Below are 22,548 nucleotides of genomic sequence, written 5' to 3'. Positions count from 1 at the left end.
GGAGACCCTCCAAAACAGTCAGAGAAGCCACGGTTCTCGTTTTGGAGGGTCTCCCCAACCCCGAAGGCCGCAACTCAAAGCCCGCAGGCTATAGAACACAACCCCGGAACCCGAATCAGCCAGGCTCCGAACAACTTGCACCAAACCGATAGCAGGCAAAACACCGGTGATGCCGCAACATGATGCGCTCATCCATGCTCTCGGCCAGTGTGCCGCCGAGGTCGTACTGGGGATCATCGTCCACCAGCGTGCAGGCATAGACCCGAACCTGATCGCCCTTTTTCACCAGCATCCGCGTATAGGTGCACATGAAATGAGCCCGGCTTTCCTTGGTCGGGTACTTTTCCATGCAGGTTTCGGTGATCTCCGGACTGCCATCTTCGGAACCCGGCGTGCCCAGATCCGGGAAGGCGGTGAACGCCAGATTCTCGGGAATACGCCATTCGCGGAAAATCTCGCAAAATGCCGCCTCAACATCAGCCGGGATTTCCTCGGGATCGGTCTGGCGTGCAATGGACACTTTGAAGCCCTGGTCGATCAGCCAGCGGATGCCCTCCAGTGCCTGTTCGAAACTGCCTTCGCCGCGATCCTTGTCATGGCGGGCGCGGTCCGGGAAATCCAGGCTGACCCGGAAGTGGATCTCGTAGGGGTTATCCAGCAACGGCAACACCTGGTGGCGGCGCTTCAGCAGTGGCTCGGTGGCGTTGGTCAGAACGAAACAGGGCCGATGCTGGCTGGCGTAATTCAGAATGTTGACGAAATCCCGGATCACGAAGGGCTCGCCGCCGGTGAAGGAAAACTGCTCCACACCCATGTCGATGGCTTCGTGGATAAAGGGTTTTACATCGCTCAGCTTCATGCCCGGAATCCGACCGTCACCGGGGTGAGAGCCCTCGAGACAGAACGGGCAGGCCAGGTTGCAGGCGGTGCCGGTGTGGATCCACAGCTCCTTCAGCTTATCCGCGTCGATGTAGCCGCGCGGGTCGCCGTTGCGGGTATGGGTCCAGCTGTCGAACGCCCTGGGTTCGAGGACTTCCACGGCCGGGATTCGTTTACTGCGGGCCGGTCGGGTTTCGGTCAGGGGCATAGGTGCTCCTCGGTGATTTCGTGTTTTTGCCACGGCGCCAGCCGTGCAGCTTTTCCAGCAGGTTCAGAATGCCCTGGGGTGCATGGGCGCGTTTCCATTCGCCGGCGGCGTATTTGGCCGATTCGTTCCAGGTCGGGTAGGGGTGGATCGTTCCCAGGATCTTGTTCAGGCCCAGGCCGTGTTTCATCGCCAGGGTGAATTCCGCGAGTATTTCCCCGGCGTGGGAACCGACTACTACTGCCCCCAGGATTTTGTCCTTGCCCGTCGGCGTCAGCACCTTGATAAAGCCATAGTCCTCGCTTTCGGTAATGGCACGGTCCAGATCGTCCAACTCATAACGGGTGACCTCGTAGGCTATCCTTTGCTCCTTTGCCTCGGCTTCGCTGAGACCTACCCGGGCCACTTCCGGTGAGGTGAAGGTCACCCAGGGCATGACCCGGTAATCCACCCTGAAACGCTTGAACTGGCCAAACAGGCCGTTCACCGCCGCGTACCAGGCCTGATGGGCCGCCGCATGGGTAAACTGGTAAGGGCCGGCCACATCACCACAGGCAAATACGTTGGGGAAGCGCAGGCTCATGTCTTCCTCTACCGGCACGGTGCCATTGGGCAGAGTTTCAACGCCGATATTACTGAGGCCCAGACCTTCGGTATTGGCCGCACGGCCCACGGCCACCAGCACTTCGTCAAAGGCAATCCGGACACGTTCGCCCTGGTGCTCGCAGTACACCACTTTCTCCCCGTCCTCAATCGCGAACTCTTTGGCAGCGTGGTTCAGCCTCAGGTCGATGCCATCACGCTCGAACTGTTTCCGGATCAGCTCGGAGACCTCAACGTCTTCTTTCACCAGCAGGCGATCACCCATCTCCACCTGGGTGACCTTGCTGCCCAGACGGCCAAAGGCATGGGCCAGCTCGGAGCCAATAGGTCCGCCGCCCAGCACCAGCAAGCGCTGCGGCTGCTCCTGCAATTGCCACAGATTGTCTGAGTTCAACGGGTTCATATCATCAAGCCCCGGTATCGGTGGCATGGCCGGCTTGCCACCGGTGGCGACCACAATACTTCTCGCTGTCAGCCGCTCGGTACGACCGTCGTTGTGCTTTACTTCCAGTTCCCAGGGAGATACGAACGTTGCCTCGCCAAAGATGCATTCCACCCCCAGTTTCCGATAGCGTTCGGGGGAGTCATGGGGTTCTACCTTGGCGATTACCTCCTGCACCCGGTTCATGATGTTCCTGAACGAGCCTTTCACCGGTACCGATTCCAGACCATAGCGATTGGCATGGCGCAGGGTATCCGCCGCCTTAGCGCTGCGAATTAATGCCTTGGAGGGTACGCACCCGGTGTTCAGGCAGTCACCGCCCATCTTGTGTTTTTCGATCAGGGCCACCTTCGCTTTCACGGCGGCGGCAATATAGGCCGAGACCAGACCGGCGGAACCGCCGCCGATCACCAGCAGGTTGTAGTCGAATGATTCAGGCTTTTGCCAGCCCGCGTAGACCCGACGACGACGGATGAAGCCCACCACGAACTTCGCGATCAGGGGAAACGTTGCCAACAGTCCGAATGACACCAGGATTTCTACTGAGAAAATATCGCCCAATGACTGAACACTCCCCAGCTCAGTGCCAGCAAGTACAAAGACAAACGTGGCTGGCAACATGGTGATCCAACTTACCAGGGTGTAGGTCTTCAGCTTAATGGCAGTAAGCCCCATGGCGATATTAATCAAAAAGAACGGGAACTGGGGTATCAGCCGCATGGTCGCCAGATAAAACGCGCCGTCTTTCTCAACCCCACGATCCATTCGGGCTATGATGTCGGCATATTTGCGGCGGAGGGGCTCCCTGAGCACAAACCTCGCGACGAGAAAGGCCAGTGTGGCCCCAAGTGTTGAAGCAAGTGACGCCACCGCAACACCAATGGAGAGACCAAAGAAAGCTCCACCCGCCAGGGTCATAATCGCCGCACCAGGCAGTGACAGCGCTGTAACAAGCACATAGATCAGGAAAAATCCCAACACCGCAACCACCAGGTTCCGGTCAATCCAGTCTTCCAGAAGCTGCTGGTTTTCCTTGAGGTTCTCTAACGTCAGCAGTTCATCACCACCGCTGACAATAAACCCGATGACCACTGCCGCGATCAATGCGACCAGCATCCATTTTTTCGATGTCATGAATTAATCCTTGTTGCCTGTACTTGTTATCGGTCACTCGATGCCGCTATGACACACGATTGGCGAAAGTGTTACAGAAAAATTGAAATCAATGTCGCAGCGCCCTGCTGTCATATCCCGTTGTACGTGATCCCGGCACAACATGTGTCAACCTGGGCTCATAATTCTTTAACAAATTGATCACGACGTTGGTTGATGTTCACCAGGAACTTTTGCGGTATCGGAAGACATTGTTCAGAACTGCCGGGTAACGGTGTTCCCGATTGTTTGTCTATGTTATCAAGAACCACATAGACGCTACCGGGGTAATGCATGCTTCTGAACTGGCTTTCCAGACGACTGGCCGCCTACCTTTCCAAACAGATCACCCGGCATTCCATCAGGACATCAACCTGGGAAGCACTGATCGATGCCATTCAGCCGGGAGACGTTCTGCTGGTGGATGGGAACACGCGGGTCAGTGTCGCGATCAAGTACCTGACCCAGTCCACCTGGTCTCACGCAGCCCTGTATCTCGGACCGGAGGCCGGCTTGGGAATTGCAGACAGCGGGGAGCCTAACGTCCTTATTGAGGCTGACCTTGAAGAAGGCATTCGCCCGCTACCACTGTCTTTTTACCGTCATGCTCACACCCGCATCTGTCGACCGGTCGGCCTCAGTGCCAGTGACATTCAGCAGTTGACGGAATACGCCATCCTCCGCCAGGGCCAGCAATACGACATGAAAAACGTGTTTGATCTGGCACGGTATCTGTTTCCAACACCCCCGGTGCCAGCACGTCACAGACACAAACTGCTGGCATTCGGGAGCGGTGATCCCACCCGGGCCATCTGTTCAACCTTTATTGCCGAAGGGTTCCAGCAGCTGCGCTATCCGATCCTGCCAGTGGTTAAAACACTTCCGGCGGATGACCCGGACTGCGAGGACTGCGAGATTGAGCGGTTCCGTATCCGGCACCACTCCCTGTTCACGCCGAGGGACTTTGATGCCTCACCCTATTTCCGGATTATCAAACCCACCATTGAGGGCGATTTCGACTACCGGGCCATCGAGTGGGAGGATCAGTGAGCCTACGGCGGTGGCCGGCGCTCAGCAACAGCCCCCGCCCGGGTTATTGTCACTGTCGGCCTGATCGCTGTCGAATGGCAGGCCGACACCACAACCTTCGAAGATGCCGTAGTGGGTCTTGCCCTCTCCAATAAACTCGAAGTGTTCACGGAAGCGGGTGTCATGGAGCATACGGTAGGTGTTACCGCACACCGGGAACACCTTGTCGGCGGCGATGTCGTGGTGCTTGTCCAGTACGAAACGATGTTCGTGGTTTGCAATGGAACCCTTGTAGATAACCGCCTGGCCATAATCCTCACAAGCCGGCTCCAAGCCCTCCAGCTTGAACAGCCGGTAGGTGGCCGAGAAAAAGCGGATCGGGCCGGTTTTTTCCTTTTGCGCGGCACTGTTGATGGTGATGGGACTGTCTTTCACCAGGCGCGGGTCGGCAAAACCGGCGGCTTTTGCCATATTCTCAAAATCATTCCAGTACAGTGCGCCACTGAGGCATTCGCCGTACAACACCGGATCATTAACCAGAGACTCGGGAATTCTCCGATCGGAATAGACGTCCGAAAAGTACATTTCGCCACCCGGTTTCAGCAGACGATAGGCTTCCTTCAATACCGCTGGTTTGTCCGGAGAGAGGTTGATCACGCAGTTGGAGACGATGATGTCAAAGCTGCCGGGCTCGAGATCCAGCTCGTCCAGTTTCTCGATATAGCCCTTGAGGAAACGGACATTGGGCTTGGCAAAACCAAAGGCATCGGCATGGTAATCCACGTGCCGGCGCGCCACCTCCAGCTGTTCATCAGTCATATCGACGCCGACCACTTCCCCTGACTCCCCGACCAGGGCAGCCAGTGCATAAACGTCCCGGCCAGAACCGCTGCCAAGATCAAGAATCCGCATGCCTTCCAACTGTTCCGGTGCTACCAGGCCACAACCGTAATACTTCATAAGCACTTCATCGTGGATCTTGCCAATAATCGGCTTCAGATGACCGGGCATGGCTTCATCGGTGCAACAGGCATTGGTCTGCAGGTCATCGGATTTTTGCAACACTTTCCCGTAATAGTCCTTTACCTGATCATGGACCATGGTATTCCTCGCTTTGTCGTCAAATTAAAAACACGTGTTCAGCAGACCTCGGCATAACTCCTTAGTGTCATTGCCCAATTTTAACCCCAGTCTATGCTTCAGGTACGATACCCGCCGAAAGGAGGCTTTATGAAAACACTATTGGTCACTACGTTAATGATAATCTCCCTGTTGGCAAGCGCACCTTTGCTTGCGCAGGATAACCCGTTAAGAGTCGGGATGTCCGGCCAGTATTTCCCGTTTACGTTTGTTGAGCAGGATGAACTCAAAGGCTTTGACGTCGATATCATGAACGCCCTGGCCAAAGAGATGGGGCGGGACATCAAGTACCAAACCGCCAACTTTTCCGGCCTGTTTGGCATGCTGGAATCGGGGCGCATCGATACTGTCGCCAACCAGATCACCATCACCGAAGAACGCCAGAAAGCGTATATTTTCAGCGATCCCTACGTCTATGACGGCGCCCAGGTGGTGGTCAAGGAAGGCAACACCGAGATTCAGGGTGTGGAAGACCTGAAGGGCAAAACCGTCGCAGTGAACCTGGGCTCGAATTTCGAAGACCTGCTACGGGAGCTGCCCTACGCCGATGAAATCAACATCAAGACCTATGACAGCAACCTGGAACGGGACACAGCTCTTGGCCGTGTTGATGCCTTCGTGATGGACAGGGTCAGCGCCAGTCAGATCATCAAGGAGAAGCCCCTGCCGCTCGCACTTGCCGGCCCAACGTTCTCCCAGATCACCAACGCCTACCCGTTCCAGGATACTGAGGCCGGGCGAGCCCTGCGGGACGAGGTCAACAAAGCCCTGGCGACCCTACGTGACAACGGAACCCTGGCGTCCATTTCAGAAAAGTGGTTCGGCACGGACATCACCCAGCCCTGAGGGGCACACCGAGGTCTGATTTCCTATGGACGTTTTGAACGTCGACTACATGCTTGGGCTGGTACCTGTTCTGCTCAGGTACCTGCCCCTCACTCTGCAGTTAGCGGGTATCGGGATGGTCCTGGCGCTGATTCTCGCCTGCCTGTTTGCCGTCGTCCGGGTGCTGCGCATTCCGGTGCTCAACCAGCTGACCATCGTATTCATTTCTTTCTTCAGGGGCACACCGCTGCTGGTGCAGCTGTTCCTGTTCTACTACGGTTTGCCACAACTGGTCAGTGCATTAACCGTAATAGACGGCATTACCGCAACCATCATGGGCCTGACCATGCACTTCTCCGCCTACATGGCCGAATCGATCCGTGCCGCCATCGTTGGTGTCGACCGCAGCCAGACTGAAGCGGCGCTGTCGATCGGCATGACCAACGGCCAGATGATGCGGCGGATCGTCCTGCCCCAGGCCACCCGGGTCGCGCTGCCCACGCTGATGAACTATTTCATCGACATGATCAAGGCGACCTCTCTCGCATTCACATTGGGGGTCACGGAACTGATGGGCGCCACCCAGAAAGAGGCGTCAGGCAGCTTCCTGTACTTCGAGGCGTTCATTGTGGCTGCCATCATTTACTGGATCGTGGTTGAACTGCTTTCAAAGCTTCAGCACTACCTGGAGATCCGCCTGAACAAGGCCTATAGCCGATGATCAAACTGGAATCACTGAGCAAACATTTTGGCAAGACGGTGGTCCTCGACGGCATCGACCTCACGATTGAGAAAGGCGAAATCGTCGTGATCATTGGTCCCTCGGGAACCGGCAAATCCACCCTGCTGCGCTGCATCAATTTCCTGGAACAACCCACCGCCGGTACCATGACCGTGGGCGATCTTACCGTGGATGTAAAGCAGGCCAGTCGAGCGGATATTCTCTCCATGCGGCGGCGAACCGCATTCGTATTCCAGAACTACGCGCTGTTTGCCAACAAAACCGCCCTGCAGAACATCGCTGAACGTCTGCTGGTGGTGGATAAATGGCCCAAAGAAAAGGCTTATCGAAGAGCGCGCGAGATCCTTGATCAAATCGGCTTGGGCGAAAAAGCAGATGCCTATCCGGCGTCCATGTCCGGGGGCCAGCAACAACGGGTCGGTATTGGCCGCGCGATGGCCGCCGGCGCCGAAGTCATCCTCTTTGATGAACCGACGTCGTCCCTGGACCCCGAGTGGGTGGAGGAAGTGTTGGGGCTGATGAAACAGCTGGCCTCAGAGCGCCAGACCATGATGGTGGTCACCCATGAAATGTCATTCGCCCGGGACGTGGCCGACCGGGTGATCTTTATCGATGGTGGCCGCATTGTGGAGCAGGGACCACCCAGCGAAATCTTCTACAATCCGAAGGATCCCCGTACCAAGGATTTCCTGAAAAAGATCCTGGCTACCAATCCAGTGTGAAGTTGGTCAGTCATGGGTTGAAGGTCAGGGGGGACATCAGGCCGCTACAGCGGCCTGATGTCGTTTACCTTCCAGCAAAGTGAAGGCGTAGGGCCTTCATCAAGGTCGGCACAGGTATCCACCCGCATCACCTCGGTGGTTCCGCACTCGACAATCAGCGCCCCCGAAGCATCAGCCGCCATCCAGTCCACCCGTACGGTCTCTTCCTCTCCCTTGCCAGAATCTGAATCGGTCCCGACCGTCAGACTCGCGCTAATCCTGCGCTCCGCCAACCACTCCAATGCCGCAATCTCGGCGCACTGTTGGGGTTGGCTCAGCCGGGATTGCCCGCGATAGCAGGGCAAGTAGGGAATACCTTCAGCTTCATGCTCAAGCAGAGGCAAGACATGTTCCGGTGCCACCCGACCGTATTTGCGCATGGCGGGAAACACCATCACGCTGGCCGACAGCCGGCAACCACCCAGATGGGAGCTCTCCCAGACTTCAAAGGGCAAATCCCGGTCGTTTACCGTGGCCGCAAGCTCACGATAGGCAGCGTAGCCGAACTTGGCGCAACATTTGTCTTTCTTGCCGTGGGTACAGCAAAGCACCAATGATTCTGTCATCGGCTTACCAGCCCAGCTGGCCAGATCACTGCCGGATTCCACCGCTGCCAGGAAATCAGCAAGATCGCTACGGTCCACATCGAAATACCGGCCTTCCGGCAGTTGATAGATCCGATGGCGGCGGGCCGACCAGCCACGTCGGTCGATCAGGTTCACCCGCCGGCCGCTGGCGGCAAGCTGCTCTACCTGCTGTGTCAGGTCTTCGTCCATATCGATGGCCAGGCGGAGGCTGCGGGACCATTTTGGACGGGGCCAACTAATGAGCAGGTTGCTGGCGACATGGGTTCCGGTCCCGGCAAGGGGGTCACCGGCCCGAAGACTTTCAACGGAGCAGAACTGATGGTCGGAGGCACTCATACGGTTGCTGCCAATGGCTCAACGGCCCCGGGGGTCGCCAACGAACGTTTCACGGGCACACAGACCGGGCGACCACTGATAGGCTCATGTATAACCTGCGCATCCAGATCAAACACCTCTTTCAGGTTTTCGGTGGTAAATACATCCTTTGGCGCACCATTGTGCAGTATCTTGCCCGCTTTCATCATCACCAGCCGGTCAGCGTAAGCCGCCGCCAGGTTCAGGTCGTGCAGGACCACCAACAGCGTCCGGTCTCGATGGTGTGCCAGAGATACCAGCAATTCTAACAGGTCTACCTGAACTTTCAGGTCAAGAAAGGTGGTGGGCTCATCCAGCAGCAACAGATCCGTGTCCTGGGCGAGCACCATGGCAATCCAGCAACGTTGACGCTGCCCGCCACTGAGGGCATCCACCGGACGATCGGCAAACTGGGTCACATCGGCAACCGCCATGGCTTCTTCCACCGCAGCTTCGTCACGCCGGGACCACTGGCGCATCAGGCTCTGGTAGGGAAAGCGCCCCAGTCCGACCAGTTCCCGCACCGTCAATCCGTCCGGTGCGGACGGGCTCTGCGGCAGGATGCCAAGACGTTGTGCCACCAACCGGGTGGACTGCCGGTGGATATCCCCGCCGTCCAGCAGAACCTTTCCCGCATTGGGCGCAAGCGTTCTCGCCAGGGTTTTCAGCAAAGTTGACTTGCCACTGCCGTTGGGGCCTAGCAATACGGTGACGCTGCCGTCCTGAAGAGTGAAATCCACATCCGTCAGTACCTCGCTGCCGTTGTAACCAACGGACAACGCCTCACCACATAAGCGGTGCGAATCAGCAGGGGATGAACTGGAAGAATGTCGATCAAAGGGCATATTGGCGTCGCTTTCCGGGATACGCAAATGATATTATCTCCTATTCTCATTATCAAATCGGTCAACCATCGCTGACCTTTAACCAACCGGATTTATCATGCTCCGTTACGCCGGCCTGCTCCTGATCGCTACGGGATGGCTATGGCCAGTCCCGGCAAGCGCTACGGGCCCTGTCACCATCGTGGAACACGCACTCGGCAAGACAACCATTGAGGGCAAGCCCGGGCGCATTGTTTCCCTTTACCAGGGCGCTACCGATACCGCCGTCGCACTAGGTATTGAGCCAGTGGGGGTGGTGGAATCCTGGACCGAAAAACCCATGTATCACTATCTACGGGAAGACCTGCCAGACGTCCGCTTCCTCGGGCTCGAAACCCAGCCGGATCTGGAGCGTATTGCCTGGCTGTCACCGGACCTTATCATCGGTGCCCGCAACCGGCACCGGACCATTTACCCATTGCTGACCCGCATTGCCCCTACCGTCGTTCCCCAAGAACTCTACAACTTCAAAGCGTTGTTAAAACTGATGGCGGACGCCACCGGGCGGACCACGCGCGGGCAGCAATTGCTGGCTCAATGGCAGGATCGCGTAGAGGACTTCCAGGCCCGGATCCGTCGCAAGCTCGGTGACCGTTGGCCCCAGGAAGTGGCGATCCTCAGCTTCCGCGCCGATCACGCGCGCATCTACTATGGCGGCTTCGCCCGCACGGTTCTTGATGAATTGGGATTCGTCGCGCCGCCGGATCACCGCAAGGAGAGCTGGGGCATAAAACTCACCAGTCAGGAAAGCATTCCGGCCATGGATGCCGAGGCGGTGTTTATCTTCATGGACGACGATCCCTCCGTGCAACGCACCTACGAAGCCTGGACCAGCCACCCGCTGTGGCAGAACCTGCGCGCGGCCCAGCGCGGCGAGGTCTACCGGGTTGATCCCGTCACCTGGAACATGGGCGCCGGCATTATCGCGGCCAACCGGATGCTGGACGAACTGTACGAACACTATGATCTTGGACAGCCAGAGGACAGGGAGTGTGCCCAATGCTGACGTCCCTGATCGCAAGGGCTTCCGGCACGCTGGCCTGCCTGGTCCTGTTGTTGCTGGCCGCCATATCGAGCCTGCTGTTCGGGCACATTCAGGTGTCCTTCGACATGCTACTGGGGAGCTTTCTGGATTATGACCCTGGCTCACTGGAGCACCTGGTCATTCGGACCGAGCGCTTCTCACGCACCGTAACAGCACTGATCGTCGGCGCCGGCCTGGCCATCGCCGGCGCCCTGATACAGACGCTCACCCGCAACCCGTTGGCGTCACCCGGTATTCTTGGCATTAATGCGGGGGCCATGTTTTTCGTGGTGGTCGGCGCTACGCTGTTCTCGCTGGTGTCCCCGTCCGAACTGGTCTGGGCGGCCTTTGTCGGCGCCGCCATCGCCGCTCTGCTGGTGTATTTCCTGGGCCAGGAAGCGCGCAGTGGCATTTCCCCGGTGCGGACGGTTCTGGCCGGTGTCGCCGTCACGGCCCTGTTTGTGTCCTTCGCCCAGGGCCTGCTGATTCTCAACCAGGACCGTTTTGAGAGCATCCTGTTCTGGTTGGCCGGATCGGTGTCCGGGCGCGAGCTGGACGCAGTGCTGCCCTTGCTGCCGGTGTTTGGTATTGCACTGATTGTTGCGCTGCTGCTGTCCCCTCAACTGAACCTGCTGGGGCTGGACGATGAAGTCATCCGCGGCCTGGGCCTGAGAGTGGGCCAGGTGCGGTTGCTGACCGGTCTGGTGGTGATTGTGCTGGCAGGAACCTCGGTGGCCATGGCCGGGCTGATCGGGTTTGTTGGCCTGATTGTGCCCCACATGGCACGAGGGCTTTTCGGAACCGATCACCGCTGGGTACTACCGACGTCGGCGTTGCTCGGAGCCGCACTGTTGCTAGCTGCGGATACCGTTGCGCGACTGGTCATTCCGCCGCAGGAAATTCCGGTGGGGGTCATGACCGCCCTGCTGGGCACGCCATTGTTCCTCCACCTTGCGCGACAGGTGAGAAAGTCATCATGACCCGTTCCGTTGTTCTCCGCAGCCCCGGTGACCGCTGGTCGATAAAACTGAACGTCCGGGTACTGGGCGTCACCCTGGCTTTGGCGGCGCTGCTCGCCGTCAGCAGTCTCCTCGCGCTGAGTTCGGGCAGCCACCCCGCATCCCTGGCCGATGTTCTGGAGGCACTGGTATCCCCCGGCACCTCCGACCTCGGGCTGATCGTTCTGGAGATCCGCTTACCCCGGATTGTCATGGCCATTCTGGTGGGGGGCGCCCTGGGATCCGCCGGGCTGATTCTCCAGGGCCTGGTGAGAAACCCGCTCGCCTCCCCGGACGTCATCGGTATTACCAGTGGCGCTTCGGCGGCCGCCGTCCTGTTTCTCTGGCTCGGTGGTGTAACCGGCACCTCACTGCTGCTGGCGCCCGTCGCCATGGGCGGGGCATTCGCGGTGGCCCTGTGCATCACCCTACTGGCCTGGCAAAAAGGCGTCAGCCCCTCGCGGCTGGTTCTGGTCGGTGTCGGCCTTGCGGCAGCCCTGACCGCTGTCACCACTCTATTACTGGTGCTCAGCCCCGACTCAACCGCCATGGACGCCTATATCTGGCTGACCGGCAGCCTCTACGCCTCGCAATGGCATGACGTCACGGCACTGGCGCCCTGGCTGGTGCTGTGCTGGCCGCTGGCACTGGTCCGGCTGAGGCACCTGGATGCCCAATCCATGGGGGATGACATGGCCCAGGGGCTGGGCAGCGCCTTGCAGGGTCATCGGCTGATGTTCCTGGTGCTGGCTGTAGCCATGGCGGGTTCAGCAGTGGCCTATGCCGGCGCCGTCGGCTTTATCGGCCTGATCGCACCCCATATGGCACGTCGCCTGATCACCAGTGGGTACACGGGGCTGTTACCGGTTGCGGCGCTGATCGGGGCACTGATTCTTCTGTATGCGGACTGGATCGGGCGGGTTGCCTTTATACCAAGGGACCTGCCCGCTGGTATTTTTGTCGCCGGTATCGGCGCGCCGTTTTTCGTGTATCTGCTCTACCGACTCAGGCGCGGCGGATCCTGAGGACAATGCTGGGAAGGTGAAACGCCCCCCGGAACAAATATTCCAGGGGTTGTTTCAGGGTTGAAAGTGGCAGGTCTTCAGAAGTCCAATTGGTAACCCAGGGTGATGGTCCGTCCACGCCCCTGGAAGTAATACTCGTCACTCACCCGGGCCGCCTGGGAATAGTAAGTGAAGTAGTCTTTATCCAGCAGGTTCTCAATGCCCAGGGACACTTTCCCTGCCCCCGTTCTATAGGCCACGGTGCCATCCAGCAGGCCATAGCCGTCAAAGTCCAGCTCGTCGCCTTCCACATTGCGATCCAGGAACTGGCTGAACTGCAAGTGGCTGGAAAGTGCCTGGGTCCAGGCTGCTGACCAGCTCAAACGCAGGGTTTCCGGCGCGATACTGATACCGCTCAACTTGGTATCGACGTTGCCATCACCATCGGTGTCGGACTTGCCGGATGCATAAGTGTAGGAAAACGCCAGATTGTGCGCGGCGGTCAGGTCCGCGTCGGCGGTGACTTCCACACCCTTGATCTCGGTTTTTTCCCGGTTGCCGACCCAAACGCCGTTTTTCTCGGTCAGTCGCTCACCGAAGTCCGAGTCCGACTCGTAGTAGCTCACTTCCAGGTGATAGCGATCCCAGTCGAATCGGGTCCCGATCTCGCGGTTGTCGGTCACAATAGGCTGAAGCTGCAATAGGTTGTCGACGTCCTGGCCCGGGTCACTGATCCCCCTGAGCACCCGTCCCACGTCCGGCATGCCAAAGCCTTCGGAGTAATTGGCAAACACCTGGGCCCAGTCGGTCAACTGATAGACCACACCGGCATTGAACAGGGTTTCATCAAAGTCCGGGTTACCCCCCTGAACCGTGACATTGTCCTGGGTAACATTGCTGCGATCGATGGTGTTGTAGGTATCTACCTTGAGTTCGGCCTGTTCATGACGAACACCACTGTGCAGGGTCAGATCCTCGGTAACTGCAAGGTCACCCTGCAGGAATACAGCGTAATTACGGAACCGGGATTCCGGCACATAGGTGCGACCAGTATGCACCAGATCCTGCTGGGTTTCGTCCTGGAGAACATCCAGCCCCGCAGTCAGGCTCAGGCGGTTATCCAGCAAACCACGCCGGGTGAGGGTGAACTTGCCGCCAAGCTTGTCGGACTCGTTACGGGTCTGGTCAAACCGGGCATTGCCATCCGCATCCTGATAAGGGAAGAACGGAGTCGTGGCAAACTGTGCCCGGAACGTCTGGCTGTACAGCTGAGCGTCAACCTCATTGCCCAGCCAGTTGCCGTGGGAGTATGAGAGACGAGCCGTGGTTACCTCGTTATAACCGGGATCTCCATCGGGATTGCCCTTGCGGGCTGTGGTGGGCACGCCGTTGGCACGGTCGCCGGGCACCGGCTCATAGTCGCCATTACCTTCCAGCTCAAATCGGTTGATGAAAAACTCGATGTTCTGGTCATCATCCAGCCAGTAACCCAGCTTGGCGAGTACGTCATAACTTTCGGAATTCTGGATTTCCCCCGGGTAGGCCACGCCCACGGGACGATCCTTGCCGTCGTAGAACACGCCGCGTTCCTGGAAGCTACCACCTACAAGATAGTCCCAACGGTCCTGCTGACCGCTGACACGATAACCGACCTTGTAGCCCTGGCCATCGGATTTCACATCGTCGTCCGTGGTCACACTGGCGGAAACCGATTGGTTGATCTCGCCACTCTCTGGCTTTTTGGTCACGAAGTTGATGATACCGCCGGTGGCGCCAAGGCCATGCTCTGCACTTGCCCCGTGAATCACTTCGATGCGTTCCACCAGCTCAAGGTCGATGGTGTAGCTGTCGCGGGCGCTGTCCCGCAGCGGATTGCTCTGGGGCACGCCGTCTACCAGGAACAGTGGCGATCTGCCCCGGAAGGTTTCGCCGGCGTTGGAGAGTTTTTGCCGGCCCGGTGAATAGGAAGGGATCAGGTTGCCAAGTACCTCTCCGGGATCATTGGAAATCGCCAGCTGCTGTTCAATCTGTTCCCGGGTAATGATGGTGGTTTTCTGGGGCGTTTCCCCAACGGTGCTTTTATTGCGGGTCGCGTTGATGACCAGATCAGGCAGCCTGTCCGCCTTGTCATCCGCGGAGTTATCGGCCTTCGATTGCGCCAGCCCCGTCCCGGGAACTGCCATCGTCAGGGCCAGAAGCAGGACTCGTGACTCCGGAGTTTTCATAAGCATTGTTACCTCGTATTAATGAGGCGCAAATGCTAACGATTCGCATTACTGAATGCAATGAGCGAATCAGTTCATCACCCGGTTCACCTGCTCCACAAACGCCGCCGGCAGCACATCAATCACCGGGCGCTGGTCACCGCTCATTTCCGGCGCCGGGGTGTCCGGTTCCGTCGCAATAATGGACGGGTTCTCTGACCAGTGCAGCAGTTGCAGCTGACCATCGGCCTGCTCCACCAACGCGGTACAGTGCTCTACCCAGTCCCCATCGTTGCAATAGAGGCCTTCGGTGCTTCTGAGGAAACCAGCAGAGTGAATGTGGCCACAGATGAAGCCGTCATAGTGACCCCGCTCGGCTGCGGTCAGGGCGGCCAGTTCGAAACGACGAATGAAGGTGCGTGCCTTGCCAATACGGCTTTTGACCCAGGCCGCCAGCGACCAGTAGGGCTTGCCGTTGAGCCGGCGCCAGGCGTTGAACCAGCGATTGAGTCGCAGCAGGAGTCCGTGGGCACGATCCCCCACCAGCAACATCAGCGGGCTGCAGCGCACCACCTGATCAAACTGGTCACCGTGGCAGACCAGGAATCGCCGGCCATCGGTTGTGGTGTGGACCGCCTTGTAGCGGATCTCGATACCGGAAATGGTCTGGCCACAGAAGCGACGGACAAATTCATCGTGATTGCCCGGCACATACACCACCCGGGTACCGGTTGCGGCCAGCTCCAGGAGTTTGTGGATAACCGCCTGATGGGACTGGGGGAAATGCACACGCCGCTGCATGGCGATCAGGTCAACGATATCCCCCACCAGGTAGAGGGTCTCGCAACGGACGTTGTTGAGGAAATCCAGCAGATAGTCCGCCTGACAATCCGCCGTCCCCAGGTGCACATCGGAAATGAACACGCTCCGGTAGTTCCACATTTCGTCTCCCACCCTTCAGCCATGCTGGATAGGGCCACTGTCACAAAGGTGGGTGACAGGAACATGACAGCGAGACGACGTTTTCAAGACGCCGGAGGACAGCGCGCCCACAATCCGGAGCACGCCGCCAGCCGGGTCAGATTAACGCAGGTCCGGATTCAGGGTGTAGGTCCCGGTCACCCTGGCGCTGGCCAGCACATGGCCGGCCATGGCTTCACGCACATCGTTGCCATCGAATTCACCCTCCAGGCCCAGGCTCTCGACATTCAGTGCATGGACTTCGTAGTGGTAATGATGAAGGATCTCATCGTTCCAGGGTGGGCAGGGGCCATCATAGCCGGCGTAGGTGCCAGCCATATCGGGGTTTCCAGCCAGGAACTGGGTATAGTTGTTCACCCCCCGGATACCGATCGGGCCCGGGCCGGGTTCCTTGCCCTTGGGAATAACGCCATCGCTGTCCTCACCCTCGGGAATCCGGTTTGTGGCGGCAGGAACGTCCACCAGCAACCAGTGGAAAAAGTCCACCCGCGGGATGTCCTTTGAAACCGTCTTGCCCTCCTGGTTCACATCGTCCGCCACGCTCGGCACGTCAGGATCAAACATCATGACCACGAAGCTCCGGGTGCCTTCCGGTGCGCCTTCCCAAGTGATTTCCGGATTCCGGTTGGGGCCGAAACTCATGTGATCTTCCTGGCTGTAGACGCCAAACGCGAATTTTTCAGGAATTGGCTGACCTTCCTCTATGCCTCGAACCTCTAGTTTCACGGTGTTGCCTCCTGTTGATGGTTGGCCTTTATCTCAGTGACTGTGTCCCGAAAACGTCCGTACTGTGATAAAAAGGTTTTAACAGTGGTGTTGTACGTCTGTCCAGATTAACAGACCTCACCAGCACGAACACAGAACCGGACTCCGGCCCGGTTACACCAGCCCGAGCGACAGTCATACTGCATGTTCCACCAAGGCGACATCATTCATCATACCCGGGATGCCCTGGGCGGCATCCTGGTAATCGACTACCGCAAACACCGGGTCCTGACCTTTGATTCGGTGTTTGAGCAAAGCAAGATTGATCGCCGCCGGCCCCACCTCCCGGTACACGAATACAACCGCGCCATGATGCTGCCGGCGGCGTTTGCCAGGCCCCGGCATGTCACGGTGCTGGGGCTCGGTGGCGGCGTCATGGTGAATGCGTTCCATCACCTGTACCCGGATTGCCGGATTCACGCCGTCGAGCTGAGACCGGCGGTTGTGGACGTGGCACGGGAGTTTTTCAGTTTACCGGACAGCGACCGCCTGGCCGTCACTATCGCCGATGCACGCAATGCCCTGGGCGCCCTGCCGGACGCCAGCACCGACATGATCCTGGCGGACCTCTACAACGCCGACCGCATGAGCCCGGCCCAGGCCCAGCGTCATTTTGTGGATGAATGCAGCCGGGCCCTGACCGACGGCGGCTGGCTGGCACTGAATTACCACCGCACCCCGGATCCGGAAGGGCCCTATTTTCGCCAGCTAAAAAAACACTTTGCGGTGTTGCTGATGTTCCGGAGCAAGAGCAACAACACGGTCATCTACGCCAGCAAGCGCCCCTTCGATGCCCTGCATTCAAAAGACCCGCTGCTGGCAGAGCTGGAAAAGCACTTGCCGATCGCCTGGCGCAAGCTGATGACCCGGGTCAGCCGGCTGTAGCCAAAACATGCTCAGGTCCACTTTTCCCTTGGCGGTTGATAATGCTTCATCTGGTCAAGCAGGGCGGCCGGATCATCTGCGGTAATGAGCATGTCGATGTATTCCTGTTTCAGGAACCCCGCCCGTTCCATGGCAGAGGCCATGGACAGCAACGGGTCATAGAAACCATTGACGTTATAGAGCGCACAAGGCTTGTGGTGAAACCCCAATTGCCCCCAGGTCCAGGCCTCGAATATTTCCTCCAGAGTGCCGATACCGCCGGGCAGGGCGACAAAACCATCCGCCAGTTCCGCCATCTTCGCCTTGCGCTCGTGCATGTCTTTGACCACATGCAGTTCGGTTAATCCGCTGTGGGCCAATTCCCGGTCACGCAGGTGCTCCGGAATCACGCCACAGACCCTGCCGCCAGATTCCAGCGCCGAGTCCGCGACTATCCCCATCAGCCCGACGTGGCCGCCACCAAAAATCACATCGGCGCCATTGCGCCCGAAGAAGGTGCCCAGCTCCCGCGCCTTGTTGGCGAATACAGGGTCATTTCCGGTCCTGGACCCGCAATAAACCGCAATTTTCATCCAATATCCTCACAAAGTAGCAGTCAGGTGGCTCCGAGGTCGCATTGAGCCAACCGTCGAAAACTCTAGCATGGAAGTTTAAACAACAAGAACTGCAGGAGTACCCCATGACCGGGCGCATCGTGCTCCTTCTTGTCTGCCTGTCCTGGATAGCCACGACCCACGCAGAGCTTTCAGGGGAACGGCAGGCACTGATCCAGGAGCTGTTCCCTTCAGCAACCGTCATCCGGGACCAGTTGCCGGATTTTCCCGTGTATCCGGTGTACCAGCTCCAGGAGCTGCTGGGCTATGCCTATGAGTCCACCGATTTTACCCGCTTGCAGGGTTTTGCCGGCAAGCCGATCAGACTGTTGATCGGGTTGGACACCCGGGGCCGGTTCACCGGTGTCCGGGTATTGCATCACCATGAACCGGTGTTTCTCCACGGTCTGGGGGAAGAACCGCTGTTCGAATTTACCGAGCAATACAAGGGCCGTTCACTGCGGGAGCAGATCATCGTCAGCACCTCCAATTCCCACCGCTCGGGTCGGGATACCGGCGGCAATGTGGTGCACTTTGACGGGGTCAGCAAGGCTACGGTGTCAGTGCTGATTCTCAACGACACCGTGCTATCTTCGGCATTGCAGGTCGCACGCAAGAAACTGGAGGGTTTCGCCCAGGCGACTCCGACACGGGCAAAGCCGGACTTCTATGAGCCGCTGTCCTGGCATCAACTGATTGACCGGGGCTACATCGGCCATTGGCGAGTGAATGCAGCCACCATTGAAAACCAGGTCGGCCGCCCCCTGTCGGACTATCCCGGGGATCTGGAGCCACCAGAGGGGGCGCCCTTCAGCGAGCTGTATTTTGGTTACATCAACGCGCCCATTGTCGGTCGCAATCTGCTGGGCGACGACGGCTACAGGCAATTGATGGCCAGGTTTGAAGACGGCGCCCAGATTCTCGCCATCCTGTCGCGGGGGGAGTTCCTGCACGTTGCGGAAGACTTTGTACCCGGAAGCACACCGGACCGCCTGGGCCTGATCCAGAATAACCTCGCCGTAGAAATCCGCGACCTCGACCTTCTGGACAGGAATCTGGAGTTTCAGGCCGCCGGAATGCCGTCCTTCGATGCCAGCAACCTGTTCCGGGTAGGTGGCAGCACAGGTTTCAATCCGGGTGCGGAAGCCAAACTGAAACTCAATGTCGAACTGGCACGCAATCATTTGGTGATCGATCGCACGACCCTGGACATTCCCGTCCGGTTCAACGGAGACATGTTCGAGACTGTCGACGTTGCCGCGTCTCCGGAAGACTCACGGGAACCGGTATGGATCGGTCTTTGGAAGGAACGCTGGTGGCAGATCTCACTTCTGGTGGCCGGTCTTGCTGTGCTCACCGTGTTTTTCGCCAGACAGAAATCCCTCAGCCGCCACCCACGGCTGGTGCATCGGTTCCGCTGGGGCTTCTTGTTATTTACCCTGTTTTTTATCGGCTTTTACGCCCAGGGCCAGCTCTCGGTGGTGAATATCTACACACTGTTCCTGGCAATCTGGGACGGTTTCTCACTGGACGTGTTCCTGCTGGACCCGGTGATTTTTATCCTCTGGACCTACACCTTCATCACCCTGTTTATCTGGGGCCGGGGCCTGTTCTGCGGCTGGCTGTGTCCGTTCGGAGCTCTACAGGAAATGGCCGCCTGGCTGGGCGGGAAACTGAAATTCAGACAGGTCCGGGTGCCGGAACACTGGCACCGCAGACTGATCCTGATCAAGTATCCGATTCTTCTGGGGCTGGTTGGCACAGCCTTCTATTCACTGACCCTGGCGGAACAACTGGCGGAAGTGGAACCCTTCAAGACCAGCATCACCCTGTTCTTTGTCCGCTACTGGCCGTTTGTTGCGTATGCGGTGGGGCTGCTGGTGATCGGCATGTTCATCCACAAGTTCTATTGTCGCTACCTGTGCCCGCTGGGGGCCGGTCTGGCGGTGCTGGGCCGGTTCCGGCTGTTCAGCTGGCTGGATCGGGTCGAGCTGTGCGGCAATCCCTGCCAACACTGCAAGAACGAGTGCGGCATCAACGCCATCCGCAAGGATGGTCGGGTGGATTACGATGAATGTATCCAGTGCCTGGAATGCGTGGTTATCCTGCGGGATGCGGAGCAATGCGTGGACAAGCGGGTACAGAACAAGAAGCGCGAAAGGCAGGCCAATATACTGGCCACGGATGCGGGCTGAACCTGTCAGTTTGTTACTGAATCACCAATCCGGTTATCATTGAATGACTATTCAAGTACAGATGCCCGCGGATTGCAGCTATGGCCAGACATGCACGCTATGACCGAAAAACCGCCCTGGAAAAGGCCGTCGGCCTGTTCTGGGAGAAGGGCTATCACGGCAGCTCCATGAAACAGATTGAGCACGCCCTGGATATGCGCCCCGGCAGCATTTACGCCACCTTCGGCAGCAAGGACGGACTGTTTTCGGAAGCGCTGGCCTCCTACGCAGAACAGGGCGGCCGGGAAATGGCAGCGCACCTTGAACCGTACGACTCCATCGTGGACGGCCTGCAGGATTACCTGCGCACCATTGCCGCCAAGTGCGGCCCCGATACAGAGGCGCCATCACGAGCCTGCATGATCGTAAAAACCCTGCTGGAATCCAGCAACACCCACAGTGCGCTGGCAGCCCTGGCCAACCGCATTCTTTCTGCCATTGAATGCGCTCTGAAAGCCGCCCTGGAACAGGCGAAAGCCCGGGGAGAACTGGCCTCAACAGCGGATTGCAGTCGCCTGGCCAGGTTGCTCCAGGCCCAGATCATGGCACTGCGTGCGATGGCTGAAAGGGACCTGACGGAGGAACAGTTACAGGCCCTGGGGGACGACATGGCCGCCATCCTTGATGGATACCGTACTCACCACTGAGCACCTCCCTGAGAGGTGACTTAAGGGAATGGGGGACATAGGTCCAATTGTACCTGTTGTCCTCTCCGCGTTAGTATTAATCCGGCTGCGTTAGCACCCTACCTATCACAGGATCCCAGTGAGGACAGCCAAGCGTTTTTGTCCCGAGAGCGCTTGGCTCTCTTCACTTAAAGGTCTGACTGTTATGGATAATCTTCATCACATTGTCGTGGTCGGCGGTGGCGCCGGCGGTCTTGAGCTCGTCACCAGCCTGGGTAACAAGCTTGGAAAAAAACGCAGGGCGCGCATTACCCTGGTGGATGCTGGCCTGACCCATGTCTGGAAACCCCTGCTCCATGAGGTGGCCTCCGGGTCACTCGATGCCAGTGCCAACGAGATCAACTACCGCGCCCACGCTCAAAAGCACCATTACGAGTTCCAGCTTGGCTGCATGAGCGGACTGGATCGTGACGCCAAACAGCTGGTGATCGCGCCGTTTCATGATGAAGAAGGCGTGGAAGTGGTTCCCGAGCGTCGCATCAGCTATGACACCCTGGTGATGGCTGTCGGCAGTACTGCCAATGATTTCGGCACTCCCGGCGCCCAGGAGCACTGCCTGTTCCTGGACAGCCTGACACAGGCACGCCGTTTCCATAACCTGTTGCTCAATGCTTTCCTGCGCAAGAATCACGACGCCAATCAGGGCCAGACTCACGAACTGCCGATCACCATCATCGGCGCCGGAGCCACCGGCGTGGAACTGGCGGCGGAGCTGCGCCTGGCCTCGCGGGAGTTACCGGTATTTGGCATGAACCACCTGCAGGCATCGGATGTATCGATTTCTGTCATCGAAGCGGCGGACCGTATCCTGCCGGCACTGCCCGAACGCCTGTCCGCCGCCGCAACCCGCGAACTGGGGCGGCAAAGCGTCAAGGTCATGACCGGACAACCGGTGAGCGAAGTGCGTAAGCAGAGCATTGTGATGAAGGACGGCACCGAGCTGCCTTCGGAAATGACCATCTGGGCGGCCGGCATTAAGGCGCCCGGCTTCCTCGCGGAGCTCGACGGGCTCGAAGTGAACCGGGGTAACCAGCTGGTGGTGGAGCAGACCCTGCAAACCACCCGTGACAGCAGTATTTTTGCCCTGGGCGACTGTGCCGCCTGTCCCCAGCCGGATTCCGACAGGCCGGTCCCCCCCAGGGCCCAGGCCGCCCACCAGCAAGCGGATGTGCTGTTCAAGACGCTCTGTAACCGCCTTGAAAGCAAAGAGGCCATACCCTTTGTCTACAATGACCACGGTTCGCTGATCAATTTCAGCCACTACACCACCGTTGGCAACCTGATGGGTAACCTGTCCGGTCGTGGCATGTACATCGAAGGTAAGGTCGCCCGCCTGTTTTACGTCTCCCTGTATCGCATGCATCAGGTCGCCCTGCACGGATTCCTGAGGACCGGCGTTATCTGGCTGATGGACAAGATCAGCCGCGCCATGCAGCCGAGACTGAAACTGCACTAAAGCGGAATGGAGCGGGTGAAGGGAATCGAACCCTCGTATGCAGCTTGGGAAGCTGCCGTTCTACCATTGAACTACACCCGCAATACGCCTCTCGTTACGGCAATATAAGCGGACT

At 58.4% G+C, this 22,548-nt stretch carries 20 protein-coding genes and 1 tRNA gene; 11 read left to right on the top strand and 10 right to left on the bottom strand.

The features are described from left to right. Positions 1-115: 115 nt before the first annotated feature. Both ACQUWM_RS13400 and ACQUWM_RS13395 read right to left on the bottom strand, forming a co-directional pair. Complete coding sequence (locus ACQUWM_RS13400; protein ID WP_428922481.1) at positions 116-1,087, bottom strand: radical SAM protein; 972 nt, start codon at positions 1,085-1,087, stop codon at positions 116-118. Further along, on the bottom strand, positions 1,053-3,263 hold the full coding sequence (locus ACQUWM_RS13395) for an FAD-dependent oxidoreductase (RefSeq protein WP_428922480.1): 2,211 nt from the start codon (positions 3,261-3,263) through the stop codon (positions 1,053-1,055). Before ACQUWM_RS13395 ends, ACQUWM_RS13400 begins: the two co-directional genes overlap by 35 nt. A gap of 312 nt (positions 3,264-3,575) precedes the next feature. On the opposite strand from ACQUWM_RS13395, the gene ACQUWM_RS13390 reads away from it, so the two are divergent. After that, the gene (locus ACQUWM_RS13390) at positions 3,576-4,331 is read left to right on the top strand and encodes a YiiX/YebB-like N1pC/P60 family cysteine hydrolase (RefSeq protein ID WP_428922479.1); all 756 of its coding nucleotides are present in this window, start codon (positions 3,576-3,578) and stop codon (positions 4,329-4,331) included. Between the two features lie 21 nt (positions 4,332-4,352). On the opposite strand, the gene ACQUWM_RS13385 is transcribed toward ACQUWM_RS13390, so the two are convergent. Next, a complete protein-coding gene (locus ACQUWM_RS13385; protein ID WP_407001778.1) occupies positions 4,353-5,411 on the bottom strand; it encodes a methyltransferase domain-containing protein in 1,059 nt (352 codons plus the stop codon). A gap of 129 nt (positions 5,412-5,540) precedes the next feature. Here ACQUWM_RS13385 and ACQUWM_RS13380 point away from each other — a divergent pair, with 129 nt between their 5' ends. From ACQUWM_RS13380 to ACQUWM_RS13370, 3 genes are read left to right on the top strand one after another with little or no spacing between them, the layout of a single operon-like run. Beyond that, on the top strand, positions 5,541-6,296 hold the full coding sequence (locus ACQUWM_RS13380; protein WP_407001777.1) for an amino acid ABC transporter substrate-binding protein: 756 nt from the start codon (positions 5,541-5,543) through the stop codon (positions 6,294-6,296). A 25-nt stretch (positions 6,297-6,321) separates the two neighbouring features. Continuing rightward, the gene (locus ACQUWM_RS13375; RefSeq protein ID WP_407001776.1) at positions 6,322-6,996 is read left to right on the top strand and encodes an amino acid ABC transporter permease; all 675 of its coding nucleotides are present in this window, start codon (positions 6,322-6,324) and stop codon (positions 6,994-6,996) included. Beyond that, positions 6,993-7,739: an amino acid ABC transporter ATP-binding protein gene (locus ACQUWM_RS13370; RefSeq protein ID WP_407001775.1), complete on the top strand. Its 747-nt coding sequence runs from the start codon at positions 6,993-6,995 to the stop codon at positions 7,737-7,739. Before ACQUWM_RS13375 ends, ACQUWM_RS13370 begins: the two co-directional genes overlap by 4 nt. 44 nt (positions 7,740-7,783) lie before the next feature. On the opposite strand, the gene ACQUWM_RS13365 is transcribed toward ACQUWM_RS13370, so the two are convergent. Together ACQUWM_RS13365 and ACQUWM_RS13360 are read right to left on the bottom strand one after the other, a co-directional pair. After that, entirely contained in the window at positions 7,784-8,701 is a 918-nt protein-coding gene (locus ACQUWM_RS13365) for a sucrase ferredoxin (RefSeq protein ID WP_407001774.1), read from the bottom strand. Then, complete coding sequence (locus ACQUWM_RS13360; protein ID WP_407001952.1) at positions 8,698-9,564, bottom strand: ABC transporter ATP-binding protein; 867 nt, start codon at positions 9,562-9,564, stop codon at positions 8,698-8,700. Before ACQUWM_RS13360 ends, ACQUWM_RS13365 begins: the two co-directional genes overlap by 4 nt. Positions 9,565-9,661: 97 nt before the next feature. Between ACQUWM_RS13360 and ACQUWM_RS13355 the strand changes: the two genes are divergently transcribed. Genes ACQUWM_RS13355 through ACQUWM_RS13345 form a run of 3 tightly spaced genes read left to right on the top strand, consistent with a single transcriptional unit; the run spans position 9,662 to position 12,650 of the window. Continuing rightward, positions 9,662-10,609, top strand: coding sequence for an ABC transporter substrate-binding protein (locus ACQUWM_RS13355; protein WP_407001773.1), 948 nt, complete (start codon positions 9,662-9,664; stop codon positions 10,607-10,609). Further along, entirely contained in the window at positions 10,603-11,607 is a 1,005-nt protein-coding gene (locus tag ACQUWM_RS13350) for a FecCD family ABC transporter permease (RefSeq protein WP_407001771.1), read from the top strand. Before ACQUWM_RS13355 ends, ACQUWM_RS13350 begins: the two co-directional genes overlap by 7 nt. After that, on the top strand, positions 11,604-12,650 hold the full coding sequence (locus tag ACQUWM_RS13345) for a FecCD family ABC transporter permease (protein ID WP_428922478.1): 1,047 nt from the start codon (positions 11,604-11,606) through the stop codon (positions 12,648-12,650). The genes ACQUWM_RS13350 and ACQUWM_RS13345 overlap by 4 nt, the downstream gene beginning before the upstream one ends. A gap of 77 nt (positions 12,651-12,727) precedes the next feature. On the opposite strand, the gene ACQUWM_RS13340 is transcribed toward ACQUWM_RS13345, so the two are convergent. The 3 genes from ACQUWM_RS13340 to ACQUWM_RS13330 form a co-directional block, all read right to left on the bottom strand. Then, a complete protein-coding gene (locus ACQUWM_RS13340) occupies positions 12,728-14,860 on the bottom strand; it encodes a TonB-dependent receptor (protein WP_407001769.1) in 2,133 nt (710 codons plus the stop codon). 63 nt (positions 14,861-14,923) lie between these two features. Beyond that, positions 14,924-15,775, bottom strand: coding sequence for a UDP-2,3-diacylglucosamine diphosphatase (locus ACQUWM_RS13335; protein WP_407001768.1), 852 nt, complete (start codon positions 15,773-15,775; stop codon positions 14,924-14,926). Between the two features lie 141 nt (positions 15,776-15,916). Beyond that, positions 15,917-16,540, bottom strand: coding sequence for a YbhB/YbcL family Raf kinase inhibitor-like protein (locus tag ACQUWM_RS13330; protein WP_428922477.1), 624 nt, complete (start codon positions 16,538-16,540; stop codon positions 15,917-15,919). Positions 16,541-16,723: 183 nt separating this feature from the next. Between ACQUWM_RS13330 and ACQUWM_RS13325 the strand changes: the two genes are divergently transcribed. Beyond that, entirely contained in the window at positions 16,724-17,464 is a 741-nt protein-coding gene (locus tag ACQUWM_RS13325) for a spermidine synthase (protein WP_428922476.1), read from the top strand. An 11-nt stretch (positions 17,465-17,475) separates the two neighbouring features. Here ACQUWM_RS13325 and ACQUWM_RS13320 read toward each other — a convergent pair whose 3' ends face one another. After that, positions 17,476-18,036 carry a TIGR00730 family Rossman fold protein gene (locus tag ACQUWM_RS13320; RefSeq protein WP_407001764.1) on the bottom strand — a complete coding sequence of 187 codons (561 nt, stop codon included), beginning with the start codon at positions 18,034-18,036 and terminating at the stop codon, positions 17,476-17,478. 107 nt (positions 18,037-18,143) lie between these two features. Between ACQUWM_RS13320 and ACQUWM_RS13315 the strand changes: the two genes are divergently transcribed. The 3 genes from ACQUWM_RS13315 (at position 18,144) to ACQUWM_RS13305 (ending at position 22,433) form a co-directional block, all read left to right on the top strand. Further along, on the top strand, positions 18,144-20,252 hold the full coding sequence (locus ACQUWM_RS13315; protein ID WP_428922475.1) for a 4Fe-4S binding protein: 2,109 nt from the start codon (positions 18,144-18,146) through the stop codon (positions 20,250-20,252). A gap of 80 nt (positions 20,253-20,332) precedes the next feature. Then, positions 20,333-20,938, top strand: a complete 606-nt coding sequence (locus ACQUWM_RS13310) for a TetR/AcrR family transcriptional regulator (protein ID WP_407001762.1) — start codon at positions 20,333-20,335, stop codon at positions 20,936-20,938. A 184-nt stretch (positions 20,939-21,122) separates the two neighbouring features. Further along, positions 21,123-22,433, top strand: coding sequence for an NAD(P)/FAD-dependent oxidoreductase (locus tag ACQUWM_RS13305; RefSeq protein WP_428922474.1), 1,311 nt, complete (start codon positions 21,123-21,125; stop codon positions 22,431-22,433). Between the two features lie 7 nt (positions 22,434-22,440). On the opposite strand, the gene ACQUWM_RS13300 is transcribed toward ACQUWM_RS13305, so the two are convergent. Further along, positions 22,441-22,514, bottom strand: a tRNA-Gly gene (locus tag ACQUWM_RS13300). Between the last annotated feature and the right edge of the window lie 34 nt (positions 22,515-22,548).

Origin of the sequence: Marinobacter sp. DUT-3 (assembly GCF_050379435.1) — a bacterium.
Lineage (GTDB): Bacteria > Pseudomonadota > Gammaproteobacteria > Pseudomonadales > Oleiphilaceae > Marinobacter.
The sequence above is the reverse complement of the archived record's forward strand: the minus strand, read 5'-3'. Positions and strand labels throughout refer to the sequence as shown.